The 19,596-nt window shown below is 67.9% G+C and carries 21 protein-coding genes; 12 read left to right on the top strand and 9 right to left on the bottom strand.

Annotated elements, in window-relative coordinates:
* Positions 1-182: 182 nt before the first annotated feature.
* Positions 183-668, top strand: a complete 486-nt coding sequence (locus tag JS278_RS12620) for a CarD family transcriptional regulator (protein WP_114045496.1) — start codon at positions 183-185, stop codon at positions 666-668.
* Positions 669-762: 94 nt separating this feature from the next.
* Here JS278_RS12620 and JS278_RS12615 read toward each other — a convergent pair whose 3' ends face one another.
* The 4 genes from JS278_RS12615 to JS278_RS12600 all read right to left on the bottom strand — a co-directional run bounded on the left by JS278_RS12615 (position 763) and on the right by JS278_RS12600 (position 4,084).
* Entirely contained in the window at positions 763-1,257 is a 495-nt protein-coding gene (locus tag JS278_RS12615) for a PTS sugar transporter subunit IIA (RefSeq protein WP_114045495.1), read from the bottom strand.
* 16 nt (positions 1,258-1,273) lie between these two features.
* Entirely contained in the window at positions 1,274-1,567 is a 294-nt protein-coding gene (locus JS278_RS12610; protein WP_114045494.1) for a PTS sugar transporter subunit IIB, read from the bottom strand.
* Between the two features lie 245 nt (positions 1,568-1,812).
* Positions 1,813-2,871, bottom strand: coding sequence for an NAD(P)H-dependent glycerol-3-phosphate dehydrogenase (locus JS278_RS12605; RefSeq protein ID WP_114045493.1), 1,059 nt, complete (start codon positions 2,869-2,871; stop codon positions 1,813-1,815).
* A 265-nt stretch (positions 2,872-3,136) separates the two neighbouring features.
* On the bottom strand, positions 3,137-4,084 hold the full coding sequence (locus JS278_RS12600; RefSeq protein WP_114045492.1) for a sugar-binding transcriptional regulator: 948 nt from the start codon (positions 4,082-4,084) through the stop codon (positions 3,137-3,139).
* A 258-nt stretch (positions 4,085-4,342) separates the two neighbouring features.
* Here JS278_RS12600 and srlA point away from each other — a divergent pair, with 258 nt between their 5' ends.
* The 8 genes from srlA to JS278_RS12560 all read left to right on the top strand — a co-directional run bounded on the left by srlA (position 4,343) and on the right by JS278_RS12560 (position 11,610).
* The gene (gene srlA, locus JS278_RS12595) at positions 4,343-5,017 is read left to right on the top strand and encodes a PTS glucitol/sorbitol transporter subunit IIC (protein WP_245935108.1); all 675 of its coding nucleotides are present in this window, start codon (positions 4,343-4,345) and stop codon (positions 5,015-5,017) included.
* Positions 5,014-6,048 carry a PTS glucitol/sorbitol transporter subunit IIB gene (gene srlE, locus JS278_RS12590; protein WP_114045491.1) on the top strand — a complete coding sequence of 345 codons (1,035 nt, stop codon included), beginning with the start codon at positions 5,014-5,016 and terminating at the stop codon, positions 6,046-6,048. Before srlA ends, srlE begins: the two co-directional genes overlap by 4 nt.
* A 41-nt stretch (positions 6,049-6,089) precedes the next feature.
* Positions 6,090-6,473 (top strand): PTS glucitol/sorbitol transporter subunit IIA, encoded by a 384-nt coding sequence (locus JS278_RS12585; protein WP_114045490.1) that lies wholly within the window; start codon positions 6,090-6,092, stop codon positions 6,471-6,473.
* 10 nt (positions 6,474-6,483) lie between these two features.
* Positions 6,484-6,897, top strand: coding sequence for a transcriptional regulator GutM (locus JS278_RS12580; protein WP_114045489.1), 414 nt, complete (start codon positions 6,484-6,486; stop codon positions 6,895-6,897).
* Positions 6,898-6,993: 96 nt separating this feature from the next.
* A complete protein-coding gene (locus JS278_RS12575) occupies positions 6,994-8,292 on the top strand; it encodes an NAD(P)H-dependent oxidoreductase (protein WP_114045488.1) in 1,299 nt (432 codons plus the stop codon).
* 114 nt (positions 8,293-8,406) lie between these two features.
* Positions 8,407-9,453, top strand: a complete 1,047-nt coding sequence (locus tag JS278_RS12570) for a zinc-dependent dehydrogenase (RefSeq protein ID WP_114045487.1) — start codon at positions 8,407-8,409, stop codon at positions 9,451-9,453.
* 49 nt (positions 9,454-9,502) lie between these two features.
* Positions 9,503-10,540 (top strand): 2-hydroxyacid dehydrogenase, encoded by a 1,038-nt coding sequence (locus JS278_RS12565; protein ID WP_114045486.1) that lies wholly within the window; start codon positions 9,503-9,505, stop codon positions 10,538-10,540.
* A 110-nt stretch (positions 10,541-10,650) separates the two neighbouring features.
* The gene (locus tag JS278_RS12560; RefSeq protein ID WP_114045485.1) at positions 10,651-11,610 is read left to right on the top strand and encodes a sugar-binding transcriptional regulator; all 960 of its coding nucleotides are present in this window, start codon (positions 10,651-10,653) and stop codon (positions 11,608-11,610) included.
* A gap of 86 nt (positions 11,611-11,696) precedes the next feature.
* Here the strand turns inward: JS278_RS12560 and JS278_RS12555 are convergent, their stop codons facing one another.
* From JS278_RS12555 to JS278_RS12545, 3 genes are read right to left on the bottom strand one after another with little or no spacing between them, the layout of a single operon-like run.
* Positions 11,697-12,551, bottom strand: coding sequence for a class II fructose-bisphosphate aldolase (locus JS278_RS12555; protein ID WP_114045484.1), 855 nt, complete (start codon positions 12,549-12,551; stop codon positions 11,697-11,699).
* A gap of 4 nt (positions 12,552-12,555) precedes the next feature.
* Positions 12,556-13,089 (bottom strand): YjbQ family protein, encoded by a 534-nt coding sequence (locus tag JS278_RS12550; protein ID WP_114045483.1) that lies wholly within the window; start codon positions 13,087-13,089, stop codon positions 12,556-12,558.
* Positions 13,090-13,117: 28 nt separating this feature from the next.
* Entirely contained in the window at positions 13,118-13,816 is a 699-nt protein-coding gene (locus JS278_RS12545; protein ID WP_114045482.1) for a triose-phosphate isomerase, read from the bottom strand.
* Positions 13,817-14,013: 197 nt separating this feature from the next.
* Between JS278_RS12545 and ispD the strand changes: the two genes are divergently transcribed.
* Positions 14,014-14,796 (top strand): 2-C-methyl-D-erythritol 4-phosphate cytidylyltransferase, encoded by a 783-nt coding sequence (gene ispD / locus JS278_RS12540; RefSeq protein ID WP_114046320.1) that lies wholly within the window; start codon positions 14,014-14,016, stop codon positions 14,794-14,796.
* 11 nt (positions 14,797-14,807) lie between these two features.
* On the top strand, positions 14,808-15,284 hold the full coding sequence (gene ispF / locus JS278_RS12535) for a 2-C-methyl-D-erythritol 2,4-cyclodiphosphate synthase (RefSeq protein ID WP_114045481.1): 477 nt from the start codon (positions 14,808-14,810) through the stop codon (positions 15,282-15,284).
* Between the two features lie 187 nt (positions 15,285-15,471).
* Here the strand turns inward: ispF and JS278_RS12530 are convergent, their stop codons facing one another.
* Positions 15,472-17,013: a neutral zinc metallopeptidase gene (locus JS278_RS12530; RefSeq protein WP_147243210.1), complete on the bottom strand. Its 1,542-nt coding sequence runs from the start codon at positions 17,011-17,013 to the stop codon at positions 15,472-15,474.
* A 121-nt stretch (positions 17,014-17,134) separates the two neighbouring features.
* Here JS278_RS12530 and JS278_RS12525 point away from each other — a divergent pair, with 121 nt between their 5' ends.
* Positions 17,135-18,913: a DUF2207 family protein gene (locus JS278_RS12525; RefSeq protein ID WP_220149967.1), complete on the top strand. Its 1,779-nt coding sequence runs from the start codon at positions 17,135-17,137 to the stop codon at positions 18,911-18,913.
* Positions 18,914-18,946: 33 nt separating this feature from the next.
* Here JS278_RS12525 and JS278_RS12520 read toward each other — a convergent pair whose 3' ends face one another.
* Positions 18,947-19,558 (bottom strand): hypothetical protein, encoded by a 612-nt coding sequence (locus JS278_RS12520; RefSeq protein WP_114045478.1) that lies wholly within the window; start codon positions 19,556-19,558, stop codon positions 18,947-18,949.
* Between the last annotated feature and the right edge of the window lie 38 nt (positions 19,559-19,596).

Here is a 19,596-nt window from a genome sequence, read left to right as displayed (position 1 = left end):
TCGCTCCTGGCCCTCGAGCGCCTAGTCACGCGGCAGATGGCAGATACCGGGTGAGTCGTGACGCACATCGGTGGCGGAATGTCAATCCATTGGTATAGGGTCGATCTGCCGATGACTAGGAGTGACGGCTTCCAATGAGGGAAGAATTCTGGTAGGATGGATCCCCGAAAGGGGTTGCGTACATGACTTTCAACGTCGGCGAAACGGTTGTCTATCCCAATCACGGGGCGGCGGTCATCGAGGATATCGAGACCCGGACCATCAAGGGTGAGGAGAAGCTCTACCTGGTTCTGAGGATCATCGGACAGAGCGATCTCGTGGTCAGGGTGCCGGCGTGCAACCTGGATCTCGTCGGCGTGAGGGACGTCGTCGACGAGGAGGGTCTGGCGAAGGTCTTCGACGTGCTGCGCAAGACACAGGTCGAGGAGCCGACCAACTGGTCGCGCCGATACAAGGCCAACATGGAGAAGCTCCACAGCGGCAACGTCATCAAGGTCTCCGAGGTGGTCCGTGACCTGTGGCGTCGCGAGCGCGATCGCGGCCTGTCGGCCGGTGAGAAGCGGATGCTCTCCAAGGCCCGCCAGATCCTCGTCTCCGAACTCGCCCTGGCTGAGAAGGTCGAGGAGGACAAGGCCGAGGAGATGCTCGATGAAGTCCTGGCCTCCTGAGCCCCGAGCCTGAACCCGAATTCGGCCCCGCGGACAATCCGCGGGGCCGAATTCCGTCTCCTGGACGAAGGCGTGGATCGCGTCCCGGAGGTGCTCAGTCCGGTGCGGAGATGGCGGCCAGGACGCCCGTCAGGTAGGCCTCGAGGTCCTCCGGGGTCCAGGTGAGCAGCCGGTCGGCGGAGGCGGCGTCCTGGAGGGTGGAGATCACCGCCGCCAGCATCCCGGTCTGGTTCTGCGGATCGGTCACCAGGGGCCAGATGGACAGTCTGACGTCAAGGTGGTGCTCGGGGTCATCCATCGCACGGAAGACCGTGGACCGCGCATTGCGGCACACCAGCAACCCCGGTCTGATGACGTGCTCGGGATCGATATGAGGGATCGCGACCCGGCTGTGGCTGAAGTCCAGGCCGGTGGGGTAGCGCTCCTCCCGTGTGCTCACCGCCGCCAGAAAGCTGCGTCTGACGGCTCCCTCGGCGAGCAGGCGCGCGTTCACGGCGTCGAACAGCTCACCGGTGGAGGGGCAGTCGACGTCGATCACGAGAAGCCGGGGCGCTTCGGTCGTGGATTCCTCGGGTGCGGATTCGGGCATGACCGGTCCCGGGCTCTCAGACCTTGAGATCCTCGGCAATGGTGTCGGCGAGCTTGTCGGCGTCCACCCCGGTGAGGAAGGCGACCCCGCGGTACACCTTGACGCCCTTGAGGGGGGACTTCACAACGGTGGTCGAGACGATGGCGTCCGGCTTGAAGCTGAGCGTCTGCTCGGGCACCTCGACGGCCCGGCACTCCTTCATGGTGGCGTCGACGCCACGCTCCTTGAGCATCCGCTGAAGCTTGTTGGCGACCTGCACCGAGGTGGCGATGCCGGTACCGCAGCAGACCAGGATCTTCTTGCTGATCATCGTGTCCGTCTCCTTCGAAGGGCTGGGAGCCGCACTCAGCGGTCCCCGGGGTTCTGGGATTGAGTTCTAGCATCATCGGGCGAGTGATCGTCGGTTGTTGAGACGACCGGCGGCATCTGTGAGGAGATTCAGCCCCCGGATGCACCCTTTTGCATGGATCCCGCACGGTCAGCATCGCACACACGCAGCCGTCCCCGGCCACCGGGGCGGACCACCGGCGGTCGGGGACGGCATGAACGGGGCGCTCAGCGCTCCCCGCCGAAGAAGGTCTCCCAGGGGAGGTCGAGCGGAGCGTCGTGGGCGACGATCTCGTAGAGTGCGCGCACCAGCGGGAAGTCGGTGTCCTTGATGACGCCGCGCGCGGTGAGCCTGCCGAGGGCCTCACCGACCACCCCGATGGCGGCGACGCCCTCGAGGGTGACGCCCTTCATCTTGACGTTGCGGATCTCGGAGAAGGGCACGCCCTGGCCGACGAAGGTGCCGGCGCGGACGTTGCGTCCGCCCATCGTGGTGACGAACATGTCGCCGACGCCGCCGAGGTTCTCCGTGACCGTCGGGTCGCCGCCGAACAGCTCGACCATCTGCTTGAGCTCACGGGCGCCCTCGCCGAACAGGGCCGCGGCGTAGTTGTACATGACGTACTTGTCGTTCTCCTGACCCAGCTTCTTGAGGATGCCGGGGGCGAAGCCTCCGCCGAAGGCGAAGATGTTCTTCATGCAGGAGGCGACCTCATTGCCGATGAAGTCCGTGGAGGTCCACACGTGGTAGTAGTCGGTGCGGTAGAGCGGAGCCAGCTTGTCGGCGATCTCCTGCTTCTCGGCGCAGAAGGTGACGCAGGTGAGGTGGTGGACGGCGACCTCGCCGGCGATCGACGGGCCGACGATGGCGGCCCAATCGACCTGGTCGGCCAGCGGACCCATCTTCTCCTTGAGGACGTCGGGGAGGATGTGGAGGGTGCCGTCCTCCTCGGCATGCATGCCCTTGGTGATCGAGAGGATCGTCTGACCTGGCTTGGCCAGCCTGGCGAGCTGCTCACCGGCCCACTCGACGCCGAAGGAGTTCACGCCGCTCATGATGATGTCGGCGCCCTCGATCGCCTCGGCCGCATCGGTGAAGTAGTACGGCTTGACGGACTCGGGAATCCTGAGGCCGAGCACCGGGTGGGTGCCGTCCTTCTTGACCGAATCGATGATCTCGTCGTCGAGGTGGGTCCCGATGAGGTGGATCTCGTTGCCGTTCTCCGCGGCGGGGAAGGTGAGGGCGGTCGCCATGATGCCCGCGCCCAGGACTGCGATCTTGGCCATGATGCTCCTTGTCGGCGCCGCACGCGGGAGCGGTCCGTGCCCGGCCGCGTGGGCGCCCTGTGATGGATCGAATTGTGATGCTGGTCCGGCGCTGCTGCCCGACCGACATCCTGACCGTAACCCGAGGGCCGTGCGAGTGGCCGTACTCCGACGACCACTTGCACATATGTTGGGATACGGCATCATCTGAGCAGCCTGCACCGGTGGTGCGGCGGTGCTCCATCTCATGGCAGACCGGCCCCGGAGTTGTGGACCGGCCTTCTGATCAGCCCTTCAGGACGACCTGTGCCACCTCGGAATCGGTCACCAGCTCGGTGCACAGGCCTCCCGACAGGACGGTGCGGACCGCCTCGGCCTTGTGGAGCCCGGCGGCGACCGCCACCACCCGGGAGGCTCTGTGGATGGTGTCGAGCTCGATCGAGAGGGTGCGGGCGTCCAGGTCCTGGTCGACGGGGGAGCCATCGGCGTCGACGAAGTGGCTCATGACGTCCGCCCCGGCCCCGGCGGCTCTCAGCCGTTCGATGTCGGATCTGGTGATGTGCCCGGCGCTCACGAGCACTGAGCTGTCCGTGGCGGGGCCGGGGGAGTAGACGAGCAGGTCCGCGTCGGCGGCGGTCTGGAGGGTGCGCGAGACAGCGGCGTCGGCGCGCAACATGGAGCACAGCTGGGCGGATCCCAGGATGGTGGGGGCCTGCAGTGTGATGGCACGACCGCGGCCCAGTTCCGCCATCGCCACCACCGAGCGACCGACCAGATCGTTGCGGGTGATGGCGACCCCGCCGTTGGTCTGGGCGACGGTGACGTCGTGGTTCCAGCCGGGGCGCAGGTGGTGGGTGACCTGGGCGAGAGTGCGTCCCCAGCTCACGCCGATCACCTGGGGGGCCGGCCGCAGAGTGGTGAGCCGGTCCGCCGCGGCGGAGGAGACGACGTCGGTCGTCGCCTCGTCGTGGGCCTGGCTGGGGACGACGACAGCCTTGGTGAGGCGGTAGCGGTCCATGAGCTCGACCTCGAGGCGGTGGTGACGGGCCAGGGGGTGGTCGATGGTGATGTGGACCAGACCGGATGCGCGGGCGGCCTCGAGCATCCGTCCCACGGTCCATCGGCTCAGGGACAGCCGGTCGGCGATCGCCGACTGGGTCATCTGCTCGAAGTAGTACATCTCGGCGACGTGCAGCACCTGGATGAGGTGTTCGTCGCGGCTCTGATGCGCCATCCGAGTCCTCCTGAGCCTGTGATGTCGATCGGGCGTGAGCTACCGGCCTCGATGCTGCGGGCTCCGGGGCACCCACGGCCTGTTGTCACCTTATGGGGGACGAGGGGCAGGCGTCGCGGGAAGCCAGGGCACATGAAGTGAAAAAACATGCGCAAGGTCTTGCGTATGGCTGAGGGATGTGTCATGCTCACTGTGTTCGCAAAAAGATGCGGACACAGTGCAAAAAATTGCATTGAGACGAGACGAAGGAGTTTCGAGATGACCCCTTTACTTGCCGCCCTCCCAGGGGGCTGGCAGACCTTGATGGTCCCTCTGGACGTCAAGTCGAACCCTGTCATGCAGGGGATCACCTGGTTCGCGACGCACTTCATCGGCCTGTTCAAGGCGGGCGCCGAGAGTTTTGTCGACCTCTCCACCGGCGTGATCCCGCTGCTGCTGGTCCTCATCACCTTCATGAACGCGCTCACCACCTGGATCGGTGAGAAGCGCGTCACCCGGGCGGTGCAGTGGGCCGGCAAATATGCGGTGACCCGCTACACGATCATGCCGATGCTGGCCGCCATCATGCTCACCAACCCGATGTGCTACACCTTCGGCCGGTTCCTGCCCGAGCGCTACAAGCCGGCCTACTACGACGCCACGGTGTCCTTCCTCCACCCGGTGACCTCGATCTTCCCCCATGCCAACGGCGCGGAGCTGTTCGTGTGGACCGGAGTCTCCGCCGGAGTGATGAAGGTCGACGGCGGCGCCTACGCCAGGCTGGCCGTCCTGTACTTCCTGGTCGGCCTCATCGTCATCCTGATGCGCGGGCTGGTGACCCAGTGGATCACCACCTTCCTCATCAAGCGCGGTGGGCATACCGAGACCTTCAAGAAGTACGACGCGGACTACGCGGCCGGTCGTCTTGAGAGCGCCGAGGGGGCAGTGGCATGAGCGAAGAGCAGAACCCGGCCGTGAGGATCGATCACGGCAGCGGCGGATGGGGCCCGGGCCTGGTGGTCCGTGCCCATGGTGAGCGGAACATCGTGCTGTCGGTCACCGGCGGCGACGAGCACCCCGTGGCCAAGAAGATCGCCGAGCTGACCGGAGGGCGGGTCGTCAACGCGTTCAACGCCGGTGCGCCCGACAACCAGGTGCTGTGCGCGGTGATCAACTGCGGCGGAACCGCCCGCAGCGGTGTCTACCCCAAGAAGCGGATTCCCACGGTCAACGTGTTCAACGCCTCTCCCGGCGGTCCGCTCCAGAAGTACATCACCGACGACATCTACGTCTCGGGAGTCGGCGTCGACAACGTCCAGCCCGCCGACCCGGCCGAGGCCGCGATCGGCGATGACTCCGCGGAGAGCGCGGCGTCGGCTCCAGCGGCTCCCGCTCCGGCGGCTTCCGCCGCAACGGCCGCCGCGCAGCAGCCGTCGAGGCAGACCAAGGAGGCCACCGGCTTCTCGAAGTTCATCATCAAGTTCGGCGGAGCCATCGGCTACGTCATCACGAGCCTGCTCAACGCGGGCCGCGAGGGCGTGAAGATGATCCTCAACACGGTGATCCCGTTCATGGCCTACGTGGCGCTGATCATGGGCATCGTCAACTACACCGGCCTGGCCAACTGGATCGCCAAGAGCGTCTCACCGCTGGCCGGAAACCTCTGGGGCCTGTTGCTGCTGGGCATTATCACCGCCCTGCCAGTGCTGTCGCCCTTCCTCGGTCCGGGCGCGGCGATCGCCCAGATCATCGGCGTGCTGATGGGCGGCCAGATCGCCGCCGGTGCACTGCCGGTGAGATACGCCCTGCCCACCCTGTTCGCCATCGACGGCCAGGTCGGCTGTGACTTCGTCCCGGTGGGCCTGGGGCTCGGCGAGGCGCAGTCCGAGACGGTCGACGTCGGTGTGCCGGCCGTGCTCTTCGCCCGGCAGCTCACCTCCCCGCTGGCCGTCGTCATCGCCTACTTCTTCTCCTTCCTCGTCTGAGGAAGCCCTCCACCATCCGAATCGAATCAAAGGAGTTCGACATGGCTACCGTGCTGTGGGAATCAGAGGTCACCGGGGTGGGTGCCGACGCCGGCGACCTGCTCGAGGGCGGGGTGCTCATCCTCTTCGGAGAGCCCGTCCCCGACGCTCTGGCCGAGGTGAGCGTGGTCCATCGGCTCGGCGGTGACGATGCCGTCGGCGCCAGCCCCGAGATCGCCCCGGGCGACGAGGTGCATCTGGCTGCCGACGTCTTCACCATCGACGAGGTGGGCGAGATCGCCAACCGGAATCTGGCGGATCTGGGCCACATCGTCGTCTACGTCAACAGCCCCGATCAGGCGCTGCTGCCCGGTGCGGTGAAAGCCACCGGCTCGGATCTGGCGGCTCCGTCCGTCGGCGACACCATCAGCTTCGTCCGTCCGTGAGGGGAGCGACATGGAATGGCAGTTCGCCCTGTACCTGTTCGCGGCGATGATCCTCAGCGTCCCGCTGACCTGGCTCCAGACCCGGCGTTACACCCGGGCGGTCAGGGAGATGGCGGCCGCCCACGATGATCGCTCCAAGATCCTGGTCTCCGGCCGAGGTCGCGGGAAGCTCCGCGGGTCGGTGGCGATGCTCGTCATCGACGCCGCCGACCGGACCATCGTCGAGGCCCGCGTCATGGCCGGTGCCTCGGTCTTCGCCAAGATTCGCCGGGCCCATGAGCTCGAGGGGCCGCTGGACGATGCGACATCGCGAGCCGGCGATCGGATGACCGCCAAGGCGCTCACCCAGGCCACCGAACAGTTCGAGACCGTTCTCGGCTCCCGCCGGACGGCCGCGAAGCGGGTCATCGCCCGCACCGCCTGACCCTGTCGCACCGCCAAGAGTCACATTCCGACAACAAATCCTGACAAACAAATCCTGGCAAACACGCCACGTTACATTTCTGAAAGGAACACTCCCATGGGATACACCAAGCGTCTGCTCGATCGTCAGGCCGAACTCGGCCGTCCGGTCCGCGTCGGCATCGTCGGCGCCGGTCAGATGGGTCGCGGCCTCGTCGCCCAGGTCCAGCTGGCCCCGGGCCTGGAGGTCGTCGCCGTCGCCGACGTCGACATCGACCGCGCCACCACCGCGCTGAAGAACGCCGGACGAGACGACGCCGTCGTCGAGAACGACGTCGCCAAGGCCTCCCAGATCATCGAGGCCGGTCAGTCGGTGGCCATCAACGACGGGCTCAAGATGCCCGAGCTGCCGATCGACATGGTGCTGGAGGCCTCCGGGGTTCCGGACGTCGCCGCCCAGGTGGCCTACGCCGCCATCACCAATCACACCGACATCGGCCTGATGACCGTGGAGGCCGACGTCACCGTGGGCCTGCTGCTGTCCTCGATGGCCAACGCCGGCGACTCGATCTACACCATCTGCCGCGGCGACGAGCCGATCGAGTGCGTCAAGCTCGTCGAGTACGCCCAGGATCTCGGCCTCGAGGTGGTCGTGGCCGGCAAGGGCAAGAACAACCCGAACCGTCCCACCGACGTCCCCGATGACGTCGTGGAGGAGGCGAAGGTCAAGAAGATGAACCCGAAGATGCTGTGCTCCTTCACCGACGGCACCAAGACGCAGATCGAGATGTGCGCCCTGTCCAACGCCACCGGATACAAGGTCGAGGTGCCCGGCATGCACGGGATCGCCTGCGACGTCGACGAGCTCGACAAGAAGCTGGTCCCGGTCGCCGACGGCGGCATCCGCGAGAGTGACGGGCCGATCGTCGAGTACGTCACCGGCAACGTGGCACCCGGCGTCTTCGTCATCGTGAGGTCTCCCAACCCTGTGGTGACCGAGGAGCTGCAGTACCTGCGCGTCGGCAAGGGCGACTACTTCAAGATCTACCGTCCCTACCACCTGGCCTCCATCGAGGCCGACCTGTCGGTGGGCGAGGCCGTCCTGGACCGCCACCCCTCCTTCCAGTCGACCACCTGGACCTCCGAGGTGACCGCGGTGGCCAAGCACGACCTGAAGGCCGGCACGAAGCTGGAGGGCATCGGCGGACACCACGTCCACGGCTGGACCACCAACGCCGAGGACGCCACCGCGAAGAAGGCGCTGCCGATCGGCCTGGCCGCCGGCTGCGTCCTCACCGCCGACGTCAAGGCGGGCGAGACCGTCACCTACGACGACGTCGAGATCGACGAGAACCGTCCGCTGGTGGCCATGCGCCGCCTCCAGGACGCCCTGGTCGCCAACGGCACCATCGGCTGAGCGGCTGAGCCGGATCTCGGCGGGGCCGCGTCGCGGCCCCACCGAATCGCACGGACGGCGTCCACACATGGGCGCCGTCCGTGCCCCGCATCCGGCCCGGAAGAGGAGACATCAATGAAAGCCATGAGATTCCACGCCCCCGGAGACGTCCGCCTCGAGGATGTGCCCGAACCCGAATGCCGAACCGACGAGGTCAAGATCCGGGTGAGGAACTGCTCGATGTGCGGAACCGATCTGAAGACGCTGCGCAACGGCCACCACATGATCAGCCGGGTCACCACCATGGGCCACGAGATCGCCGGCGAGATCGTCGAGGTGGGCTCCGGGGTCGCCGGGAACTGGGCGCCGGGGGACCGTATCCAGACCATCTCGAACATCCCCTGCGGGCAGTGCTACGAGTGCCGTCGGGGCTGGACCCAGATCTGCCAGAACCAGGCGAGCATGGGGTTCCAGTACGACGGCGGATTCGCCCGCCACATGATCGTCCCGGCCGCGATGCTGCGCGCCGGAGGGCTCAATCGGATTCCCGACGGCGTGGGATTCGCCGAGGCCAGCGCCGCCGAACCCTTCTCCTGCGCCATCAACGCCCAGGAGCAGCTCGGCATCGAGGAGGGCGACACCGTCGTCGTGTTCGGTGCCGGACCGATCGGCTGCATGCACGTGAGGATCGCCCGCGCGGTGCACGGCGCCGGCACCGTCATCCTGGTCAACCACCGTCCTGGCCGGCTCGCGAAGGCCACCGCACTGGTGCATCCCGATCATGCTGTCGACTCCTCGGTGGTCGACGTCGTCGACGCGGTGCGGGACCTGACCGGCTGCCGCGGCGCAGACGTCGTCATCACCGCCACACCGGCCGGGCAGAACCAGCAGCAGGCCGTGGAGATGGCGGCGCGCAACGGGCGGATCTCCTTCTTCGGCGGACTTCCCAGGACCGCGCCCACCATCACCCTTGATTCGAACCTGGTGCACTATCGCCAACTCCACATCCACGGCACCAACGGCTCGACGCCCGAGCAGAACCGGCAGGCGCTGGACCACTTCGCCGCGGGCACGGTGCGCGCCGACGACCTCATCACCGACCGGATACCGCTCGACGACGGTCTGAGGGCCTTCGACGTCCTGGCCGGCGGGGACGCCGTCAAGGTCACCGTCGAACCCTGACCATCCCGGGACCGGTTCCGCCGTGCCCAACCCATCGAAGGAGCATTCCATGACCACCCGAATCCTGTGCGTCGGCGACGGAGCCGTCGGCGTCGATCTCATGAGCGAACTGAAACCGTTGGAGAGCCTGGGCGCCGAGGTGACGATCGTCCAGGACGCCGACTCCACCACCCTGCCCGAATACATGGACCGGCTCGCCCTGGTCGAGCGCGACGGGCTGGACGCCGCCTCCTCATGCCGGGCGCTGCTGGACCACTGCGGGCAGGCCGACGTCATCGTCGTCGACGGCACCCCGGTCAACCGGGAGGTGATCGACAACTCCCCGAACCTCAAGCTGGTCGCCGTGCTGCGCGGCGGCGTGGAGAACGCCGACCTCGACGCCCTGCAGGAGCGCGGCATCCCGCTGGTCCACGCCCCGCAGCGCTCGGCCGATGCGGTCGCCGACTACACCGTCGGCATGATGATCGCCGAGAACAAGAACATCGCCCGCAGTCATCACTTCATCTTCGAGGGCCGGTGGCGCAAGAACTACATCAATCAGGACTACGTCCACAACATGCGCACCCGCACCGTGGGCATCATCGGGTTCGGCCAGATCGGCTCGCGGGTGGCCAAGCGCCTCAGCGGTTTCGACAGCCGCGTCATCGCCTACGACCCCTTCATGGACGCCGAGGCGATCCGGTCGGCCGGGGCCGAGGCCGTGAGCCTCGAGGAGCTGCTCGAGCAGTCTGACTTCGTCACCCTGCACCTGCGCACCTCGGAGGCCACGCACCATTTGATCGACGCCGATGCCTTGGCGCAGATGAGGCCCACGGCCTACCTCATCAACACCGCGCGCTCCCCGCTGGTCGACGAGGAGGCGCTGGCCGAGGCGCTGAGGGAGCACCGGATCGGCGGGGCGGCCATCGACGTCTTCGACGTCGAACCCCTTCCGGCCGACCATCCCTACCTGAGTCTGGACAATGTGACACTGACCCCGCACATCGCCGGCACCTGCGCCGACACCTGGCACGCCTCGGTGGAGATCGGTCTGGAGGAGTTGAGCCGGTATCTCAAGGGGGAGACCCTCCAGAACCGCCGGATCTGAAGACAGGGCGCGGGACCGGCCACATCCGCTCACGTATCCTGAGCGAGCAGGGCGCCACGGATCTGCGATGACAGAACCCGGGCGCGACAACACAACACGGGAGGTGCGTGATGGCCCCGCGTCGAGACATCGAGACGCTGGTCAAGGTCGCGAGGCTGTACTACGTCGAGGGCCGCAACCAGTCACGGATCGCCCGGGAGCTCGACATCTCCACCTCCAGCGTCTCCCGGATGCTCACCCAGGCCCGCAATGAGGGCCTGGTCACCATCATCATCAATGATCCCAACGCCACGGTCGAGCGCTGCCCGGAACTGGAGCAGGGCCTGGTCGATCGCTTCGGTCTGACGCGGGCGTGGGTCGCCAAGGACAGTCCCGGCGTCCCGGCTCTCGACCTTGTGGGGCGCCTGGCGGCCGAGGTCTTCGCCGAACTCGCCCCTCAGATCCGCTCGGTGGGGCTCAGCTGGGGTCGCACCGTCGCCTCCTTCGCCCGATCGGTGAGCCTTCCGGCTCAGACCCCTGCGCTCGAGCTCTATCCGCTGGCCGGAGGCATGCCTGACGAGGACGCTGCGACCTCCGGCAACGCCGTCATCGGAATGTTGGCGGAAGGGTGCGGGGGACGCGCTCACCGGGTGGACGCACCGGCTATCGTGCAGGCGGCCCGCACCGGGCGGGCGTTGCGGGCCGAACCGATGGTCACCCGTGCCCTGGATGCGGCGGCCCGATGCGATCTGGCCTTCATCGGCGTCGGATCGATGGGGGTCCACTGGTCGGCCGGGATCGTGCGCACCATGAATCTGTCCGAGGAGGAGCTCGAAGAGCTGCGCACCTCCGGGGTCGCGGGCGACGTCTGCGGCCGATTCCTCGACGACGGGGGAAGGCCCATCGTCACAGTCGCCGACGATCACGTCATCGGGGTGACCCTGGACCAGCTGTCCGCCATACCCCGCAGAATCGGACTGGTGTCAGGTGCGGAGAAGTCGCGTGGCGCGAGCGCGGCGCTGCGCTCCGGCGTGCTCACCGGCGTCGTGCTGGACGAGCATCTGGCGGAGGTGCTCCTCTCGGCGTCGTGACGCGCTCCGCCGATCCCCCGACAGCCGAGGGGTTGCGGCCCGGACAGGCCGGAACAGTCAAGCTGTCGGGGATCGGTCCGGGGCGATCAGCCGCCGATCCCGTAGAGGCATCTCACGAAGGAGCCGACGTCCTCGGCGATCGCGTCGGTGGCCGCGACCGCGACGTCGGGATAGACGAAGACCCCGGCCCTGTCGGCCAGCAGCGCCCGGGCGCCGTCCAGCCCGGCCTTGGCCGAGTAGGTGTAGTAGTTGATCTTGCGGACCCCGCGGGCGATACAGGCGCGGTACTCGTCCTGTGACAGGCCCGAACCGCCATGCATGACGATCGGCACACCGGTCCTGGCCCGCAGCCGTGAGATGAGGTCCAGATCCAGGTGGGGTTCGCGGTGGTACAGGCCGTGGACGGTGCCGAAGGAGGCCGCCAGGCAGGCGACCCCGGTGCGTTCGACGAACTGCCCGGCCACCTCGGGGTCGGTGTACAGGGCCTCGTCGGCCACCCCCTGGTCGGGGTCGCCGTTCTCATTGCCCGTCATCACGCCCAGCTCTCCCTCGACGTCGGCGCCGAAGCTCCGGGCGATCCGCACGGCCTCGGCCGTCCTGGCGACGTTCTCCTCGAAGGGCAGCCGGGAGCCGTCCAGCATCACCGAGGTGAATCCCAGCTCCAGCCCGGTGCGGATGTAGTCGAGATCCTCGCCATGATCGACGTGGACGACGCAGGGCACCGAGCTGCGCCTGGCCAGCTCCAGCATGGCCGGGCCGATATCGGTGATCCGGTTGATCTTCTCGTGGCTCTGCGCATGAGCCAGGATGACCGGCACCTGGTGCTTCTCGGCCACCCGGATGGTGGCCACCAGCGACTCGAAGACCGGAGTGTTGACCGCCGCGATCGCACAGGAGTGGGAGTCGGCGTATGAGAGTGCCTCTTTCAGTCCGATGAGCATGGTGTCACTCCCCGATGACGGCGACCTTGACCTTGCGGTCGCGCTCGCGGTTGGGGTCCCAGTCGACGAAGTAGATGTATCCGACGGCGCCGATCTGGGGGGTGGCGTCCTCGACGACGAAGGTCTGCGAGGCGCCGATGAGGGTGCCTCGCAGATGGGCCTCCGTATTGAGCAGGCTCTCCAGATCCGGCACCAGGATGGTGTCCCCGGTGCTGGTGGCGCCGTCGGTCATGCCCTTGACCGCCTCCACATGCGCCGGACCGGGATGGTGGTACTGGTTGTTGGTCATGCAGCGGGGGAAGACCTTGTCCAGACCCTCGTTGAGATCGGCCTGGATGAACTCGTCGCCGGCGAAGTCGACGTCGTGGCAGTACTCCTCGAAGAAGACCGAGCAGGTGGTGTGGGTGGAGGCCACCGTGCAGATCCCCGTGGTGATGCCCGACTCCGAGATGATGCGACGCACCTCGTCGGTGATCTCGAAGTAGGTCGGCCGACCGGCCTTGGAGTGCAGCTGAATGGTGTCGGTGTGAACGGTCATAGTGGTGTCCTTTCCGGATCGCAGGGTGTCAGTGATGAGAGCGGTCGCGCCTGGCGGCCTGGAGGGGTTCGAGCATCTCTGTGACCTTCGCGCGCCAGTCGGGGGCGCAGACGATCCCGCTGGTGCCGCCCGATGCGTCGGCCCCCAGGGACAGCACCCGGGCGACGTCGTCGCCTGTGGACACCCCGGCCCCCTGGAGAACCAGGATGTCGGGGTCGACCTCCTTGACGGCGGCGGTCGAGTCGCGGATGTAGTCGTCGGTGGTCAGCGACCCCTTGCCGATCTGCGAGGAGGGCTCGCAGATCATGACGTCGGGGCCCATCCCGGCGATCGCCTGGCACTGGGCCAGGGAGTCGGCGCAGACGACGGTCGCCAGTCCCACCTCGCGGGCGCGGACCAGATTCGCGTCCAGGTCGGCGAGGGTGAGGCTGTGCTCGGCGTGGTTCAGGACGACGGCCCGGGCGCCGGCGGCGACCAGCGACTCGGGCAGGATGCGGCCCATCCCGCGACCCGGGGTGATCGGGTCCATGTGCTGGGCCGTCACGACCAGGCGCTCGGTGTTGTCGGCGACGAGCCGCAGGTCGGCGTGCTGGGCCGTGAACATGATGTCGACCCCGTACTCGGCGCTCAGCTCATCGGCCAGCCGGGCGAGCCTCAGGAGCTCGTCCCCGTAGAGGTAGGCCTTCGGATTGATGATGAGGAACGGAGCCTCGATGACCCGATCCATCTGTCCTCCCAATGATCGTTTGATGCAAAAAAATGCATCGAAAAAGCAAATATATGCGTACTGAGATCATTGCACACCCGGCCACAGCCCACAAGATCGAACGGAGGAACGTGCATCGCTGGTGGGCCGATATGCATCAAGGCTCGTGGCGGACGATCCGGCCACTGCCCTGGGATGTCGGCGATAGAGTCGCGATCATGTCAGCAGAACCCGTCGTCGCCGTCGTCGTCGCCGGGGGGCTCGGATCCCGATTCGGGGGACCGGTCCCCAAGCAGGTGCGCAATCTCACCGGCAAGGCGGTCGTCGCGGTGGCCGTGGAGTCCCTGGCCGCGGGCGGCTGCACGGAGGCCGTGGTGGTGGTCAAGGACGGCATGCACAACCACTTCAGGATGGCGCTCGCCGCATCGCCGATCCCGGTGCGCTTCGTCACCGGGGGAGCCACCCGGCAGGAGTCGGTGCGCAACGGGTTGAATGCGATCGCCGGCAGTCCCCGGCTCTCGCGGGCCCGGAAGGTACTGATTCATGACGCCGTCCGCCCCCTTGTGCCGGCCTACGTCGTCAACGACGTCATCGAGGCCCTGGGCGGCGGCGCCGTCGCCGTCACTCCGGCGGTAGCCGTCGTCGACACGATCCGCTGCCTCGACGCCGAGGGGGCCAGTCATGTCGTCGACCGCTCCACACTGCGCGCAGTCCAGACCCCCCAGGGATTCGATCGGCAGGTCATCACGGAGTGTCATGAGCGGTTGATGGCCGACGGCCTGGACGTCACCGACGACGTGACCTGCTGTGAGCACTACGGCCATCCGGTGACCCTGGTGGAGGGATCGAGGATGGCCCTCAAGATCACCGAGCCGCTGGATCTCGACATCGCCGAGACGCTGGTCAAGGCAACCGCCGGTGCCGGCCACCATTCCGGACGCCGGGTCAGGCGGGCCATCAAGGACCTGGATCCGCGCCGTGGCCGGAGGCGTCGCGGATGAGCGGAGGCACGATGCCGACGATTCGCACCGGGATCGGCACCGACGTCCACAGGCTGAGTCCCGGGGTGCCGATGCACGTCGCAGGGCTGTCCTTCCCGGATGAGTCCGTGGGGCTGGAGGGCCATTCCGACGGCGACGTCGCCGCCCATGCCATCTGCGACGCGCTGCTGTCGGCGTCGGGCCTGGGGGACATGGGATCGGTCTTCGGGACGAGCCGTCCCGAGTGGGCCGGGGCCTCGGGGGTCGCCTTCCTCGCCGAGACCTCTCGGATGCTCGCCGGGGCGGGCTGGAGGATCGGCAATGTCGCGGTCCAGGTGATCGGCAACCGGCCTCGGATGGCGGCCCGCCGTGACGAGGCCGGGCAGGTGCTGTCGGCGGCCGTGGGGGCTCCGGTGTCGGTCTCGGCGACGACGACGGACGGGCTGGGATTCACCGGCAGGGGAGAGGGCGTGGCCGCAGTGGCCACGGCGCTGATCCTCACCGACTGAGACGGCACTCCTGCCTTTTCTCCGCCCGCATTTTCTTTGTTGTGCTCCGGCTGTCCTGTCGCTTTGCGTCTCTAACTCTGCGTTGGCCCTCTTGCAAGAGGGCCAACGCAGAGTTAGAGGCGCAAAGCCGGTGCACAGGGGGCGGGTTTGGGCCCATGGCCCCCCGGCAGGCATTGCTCAGGGCGAGTTACTGCACCTCGGAGTCGGGGGCGGTGAAGGTGTTGCAGGCCGAGATCGCCGTCGACCCCAGGCCCTTGGTGTACCAGGCGCGGCGGCTGGAGCCCGAACCGTGGTTGCCCTCGCCGGGGGAGATCTTGCCGTTGGAGCCGATGTCGTCGCCGAAGTCGTAGAAGAGGGTCTTCACATGGTTCTCGTCGGCGGCGGTGAGCTTGAGGGACCGGGCCACCGCGCTGGTGAACTGCGCTGACAGGCAGTCGGCCTGGGTCTCGGAACGGCGTCCCGCATCCAGTTCGTCGGAATCCTGCCCGGCCTTGTGGAACTCCTGTTTGGCAATCGCATTGGCCGCCAGGATCCCGGTCCGCGCCTGAATGGCGTGGCCGAACTCATGAGCCATGATCGCCTCCACCACGTGCCGTTCGGACCGCAGGTCCGGGGGGATGGACTCGGGCAGGTCGTGGGAGAAGTAGATCTGCTGATCACCCGAGCAGTAGAAGGCGTTGTGACTGGGGGCCTTGCCGCAGGCGGTGCTCGGGTTGCCGGTGTAGACGGTGACGGTCGGGCGGACGGCGGTGAACCCGGCCTGCTGCAGGGCGGGGCCCCACACCCTCATCAAGCAGGCGGTGAGTTCGTTGAGGTGGGACTCGACGTCGGAGTCGGAGCTGGCTCCGTAATCGATATCGGGCAGTTCGCAACGCACCGGCTTGGCGACGCTGACCGAGTAGATCTTGTTCTGCCGGGTCCAGGAGGTGAGTTCGGAGCGGTACTCGGGCACCGGGATCTCCGGCGGGTTCGAATCGGGAGGAGGCACCTGGTAGGTCTCGTTCTTGTAGGCCGTGCCTCCTCCGGTGGAGGTGGATTCCCCGAGCGCCCCCAGAAGGCCGACGCTCCCGACGAGCACCAGGCCGGCGACGATGACCCAGATGAGCACCGACACCGAGCTGCGACGCTTCCGCACCGGCTGTGGGAAGGGCCCCGGCTGACCGGGCTGAGGCCACTGCGGATACTGCGGGGGCCGGGAGTATCCGGCGCCCTGCGGATACTGGGGGGCCTGCGGGTACCGCGGAGCCTGCGGCTGGGGATAGCGAGGGCTCTGCGGCGGCCGGGCGGGCTGGGCGTAGCGGCCCTGGTACGCCGACGCGCCGTAGCCGTCCTGGAACCCCGCCTGCTGGGGCGGCTGATAGGCGGGCTGAGCGGATCCAGGCCGGGGGCCCGGTTGCTGACGGCCCTGCGGATGCATCTGCTGCCCGTAGCCCTGCTGGGGCCGGCCGTGACCCTGCTGCGGAGCCCCGTAAGGCTGCTGCGGATAGGCCCCGAAGGAACTGTGCCCGAAGGAACTGTGCTCGAAAGAACTGTGGGCGGGCGCCTGGCGACCGCCCCACGTCGACGAACCCCCATGGCCGTTCGCTCCGGAGGCGCTCCGGGCCTGTCCGGTCCTCGAATCGCGCCAGCCGTCGGAGGCGCCCGACCGCTGACGTGAATCCTCCCAACCGCGGCGCGGGCGGGTCTCCTCGCCTCCCGGATCGGGCCGTGCCCATGGATTCTGGCTCACGGCCGTCAGAGTACCGGCCCGCAGTCCTCACCGCGGGCCCCCGGTCCGATATTCCCGAACCGCGAACCAGAGGCTGTGCAAGACTGAGGCCGGTCAGATCAGAGCACCGGGAGGCAGCGCCGTGACCGATATTTCGCACGACACGGGCAGGTATTCGCCGCGGCGTCGGCAACGTCGTGGGGCTCGTCTTGTCGTGGCCCTCCTCGCGGTGCTGGTCTCGCTGACCGCCACCGCATCCCCGGCCAGAGCCGATGACGCCGGCATGGCCACCAGCTACACCGTCGAGGGCACAGTCTCCAAGGACGGTGGGCTGACGGTGCGCGAGACCATCTCATGGACCGGCGAGGACACCCCGCCCGACACCCTCACCCAGCGTCTGGCCACCCGGTACAATCAGCTCGACAACGCCTATTACGAGTACACGATCAGCGGCCTGAAGGCTTCCAGCGGGGGCCGCGATCTCGGTGCGAAGGTGTCTGCCGACGGCACCTACCAGGTGATCACCGTCGACACCTCGAAGCTGAGCGGCACGAGTCTGACGATCTCGTACGCGGTGCGCGGAGCGGCCCTCAAGGATGCCGATGTGAAGGGGCGCAAGGCCCACACCACCATCGTGTGGCGGGTGCTCCAAGGTCTCTCGGTCCCGGTGCGGGAGGCGACGGGGACAGTGAAGATGCCCGGTCTCATCGACCGCTACTCCTGCCAGTCGGGGGCCCCGGTGGCCCCCAGCGCGTGCCGGCTGTCCCAGGGCGGGGCCGGCGGCCAGCTCGACCCAGTCTTCACCGACGGTCCGCGCGGAGCCGGCGAGATGGTCGAGATGACCATCGGGATCTCCTCGACGCAAGTCGCCCCGGACGCCGTCCTCAAGCACGAATGGACCCTCGACCGGGCCTTCTCGGCCAGCCCTGCGGCCCTGTTGACCGCCCTGGCGGCGCTGCTGCTCGGCGGATTCCTGGTGTGGTTGCTCCACCGGCGCGCCGGCCGCGACCTCGACGGTTCGGGAGATCCCACCCGGATCGCAGAGTTCTCACCGGTGGGCCCGGGCGAGGAGGAGTTCAACCTCCTCCTGCCGGTGCGTCCCGGCGAGGTGGGCACCATCGCCGACGAGCGGGTCGATCCGGTCGACGTCACCGCGACTCTGCTGGATCTTGCGGTGCGCGGGCACCTCATCATCCACGAGCTGCCGCGGGAGAACCCGCACGCCCCGATCGACTGGTCCTTCGAGAGGGTCGACAACGACATGGTCGGCGGCGCCGGGGAACTGCGCGGCTACGAGCGCCTCCTGCTGGACGCGGTGGCGCCCCGGCGCGGCGAGGACCGGGTGCGGGTCTCGGAGGTCTCGACGGCGATCGGGCCGGTGATCCCCGAGGTGGAGGACGCCCTCTACGACGAGGTGGTGAGCGAGGGCTGGTTCGAACGGCGTCCCGACTCCACCCGGAACCGCTGGAACGCGATGGGAGTGGCGGCGGTTGTGCTGGCCGCGGTGGCGGCCGCGCTCCTGGTGGCGTTCACCACTCTGGGACTGCTCGGGCTGGCACTGCTGGGCGTCGCGGTGGCCCTGCTCATCGTCGGCCAGCAGATGCCCAGGCGCACCGCCAGGGGCTCGGACGTGCTGGCGGGGCTGCACCTGCTCGCCGGGGAGCTGCTGTACCACCGGACCGATCAAATGCCGCCGGGCCGCGAGTACGAGGAGCTCTCGGAGCTGATTCCCTACGCTGTGGTGCTCGGCGGACGCGATCGGTGGCTGGAGGCGCTGGCTGCCGCCGACGACGACATCGGAACCCCCGATCCCGAGGACCTGAGCTGGTACCACGCCCCCGACACCTGGCACCTGCAGGATCTGCCGGTCTCGATGGGAGCCTTCATCACCACGGTGCAGGGACGGCTCTTCGGCCGCTGAGCAGTCCGGCATCCTCGGCGGCGGGAGGCGTCCTCAGCGTCCCGGGCGACGGCGCTCCCGCACCCACTCGGTGATCGGATTCGGCGGCTGTTCGGGACGCGCCGGGGTGGGGCCCACCGCCGCGGCGAGCCTGCGGTTGTCCACCGCTCCCATCGCGATCAGGGCCGCCGCGCACACCAGGGCCACGACCAGCACCACCCGGCTGCCGGGTACGACCATCGGCGTCAGGGCCGTCGCCGCGATGACGAGCCATCCGAACAGGTGCCAGGGAGTCAGCGCGGGAGACCTCTCCGCCAGCCACCTGAGCCCCGTCGAGGCCGCCGCCAGGATGACGGGGGAGAGCAGGACGGTGCCGGATCCAAGGGCGGTGCCGCCGCGGGAGGCGTCCAGACTCACCGAGAGGGTCAGTACCGTCAGCACCGCCAGAACCGCAACCGCCAGCAGCAGGGTGCGCGACGTGGTGCGGGTGACGCCGCGGCGATTCTGGTAGGTGTGGCACATCCCCGCCGTGACCGCGACACCCAGACCGGCCACCATCACCGACATCGGGCGCTCGGCGCTGGTCAGCGCGACGAAGACCAGGGTGATTCCGACGCCGGTCTCGATGGCCCCGGTGACGGTGTCGGGAAGGGCAGCTGTGCTCACGCGCAGATGATACGTGGTCGGTCAGGCAACCACATATC

The organism is Acidipropionibacterium virtanenii, from assembly GCF_003325455.1.
Lineage (GTDB): Bacteria > Actinomycetota > Actinomycetes > Propionibacteriales > Propionibacteriaceae > Acidipropionibacterium > Acidipropionibacterium virtanenii.
The sequence above is the reverse complement of the archived record's forward strand: the minus strand, read 5'-3'. Positions and strand labels throughout refer to the sequence as shown.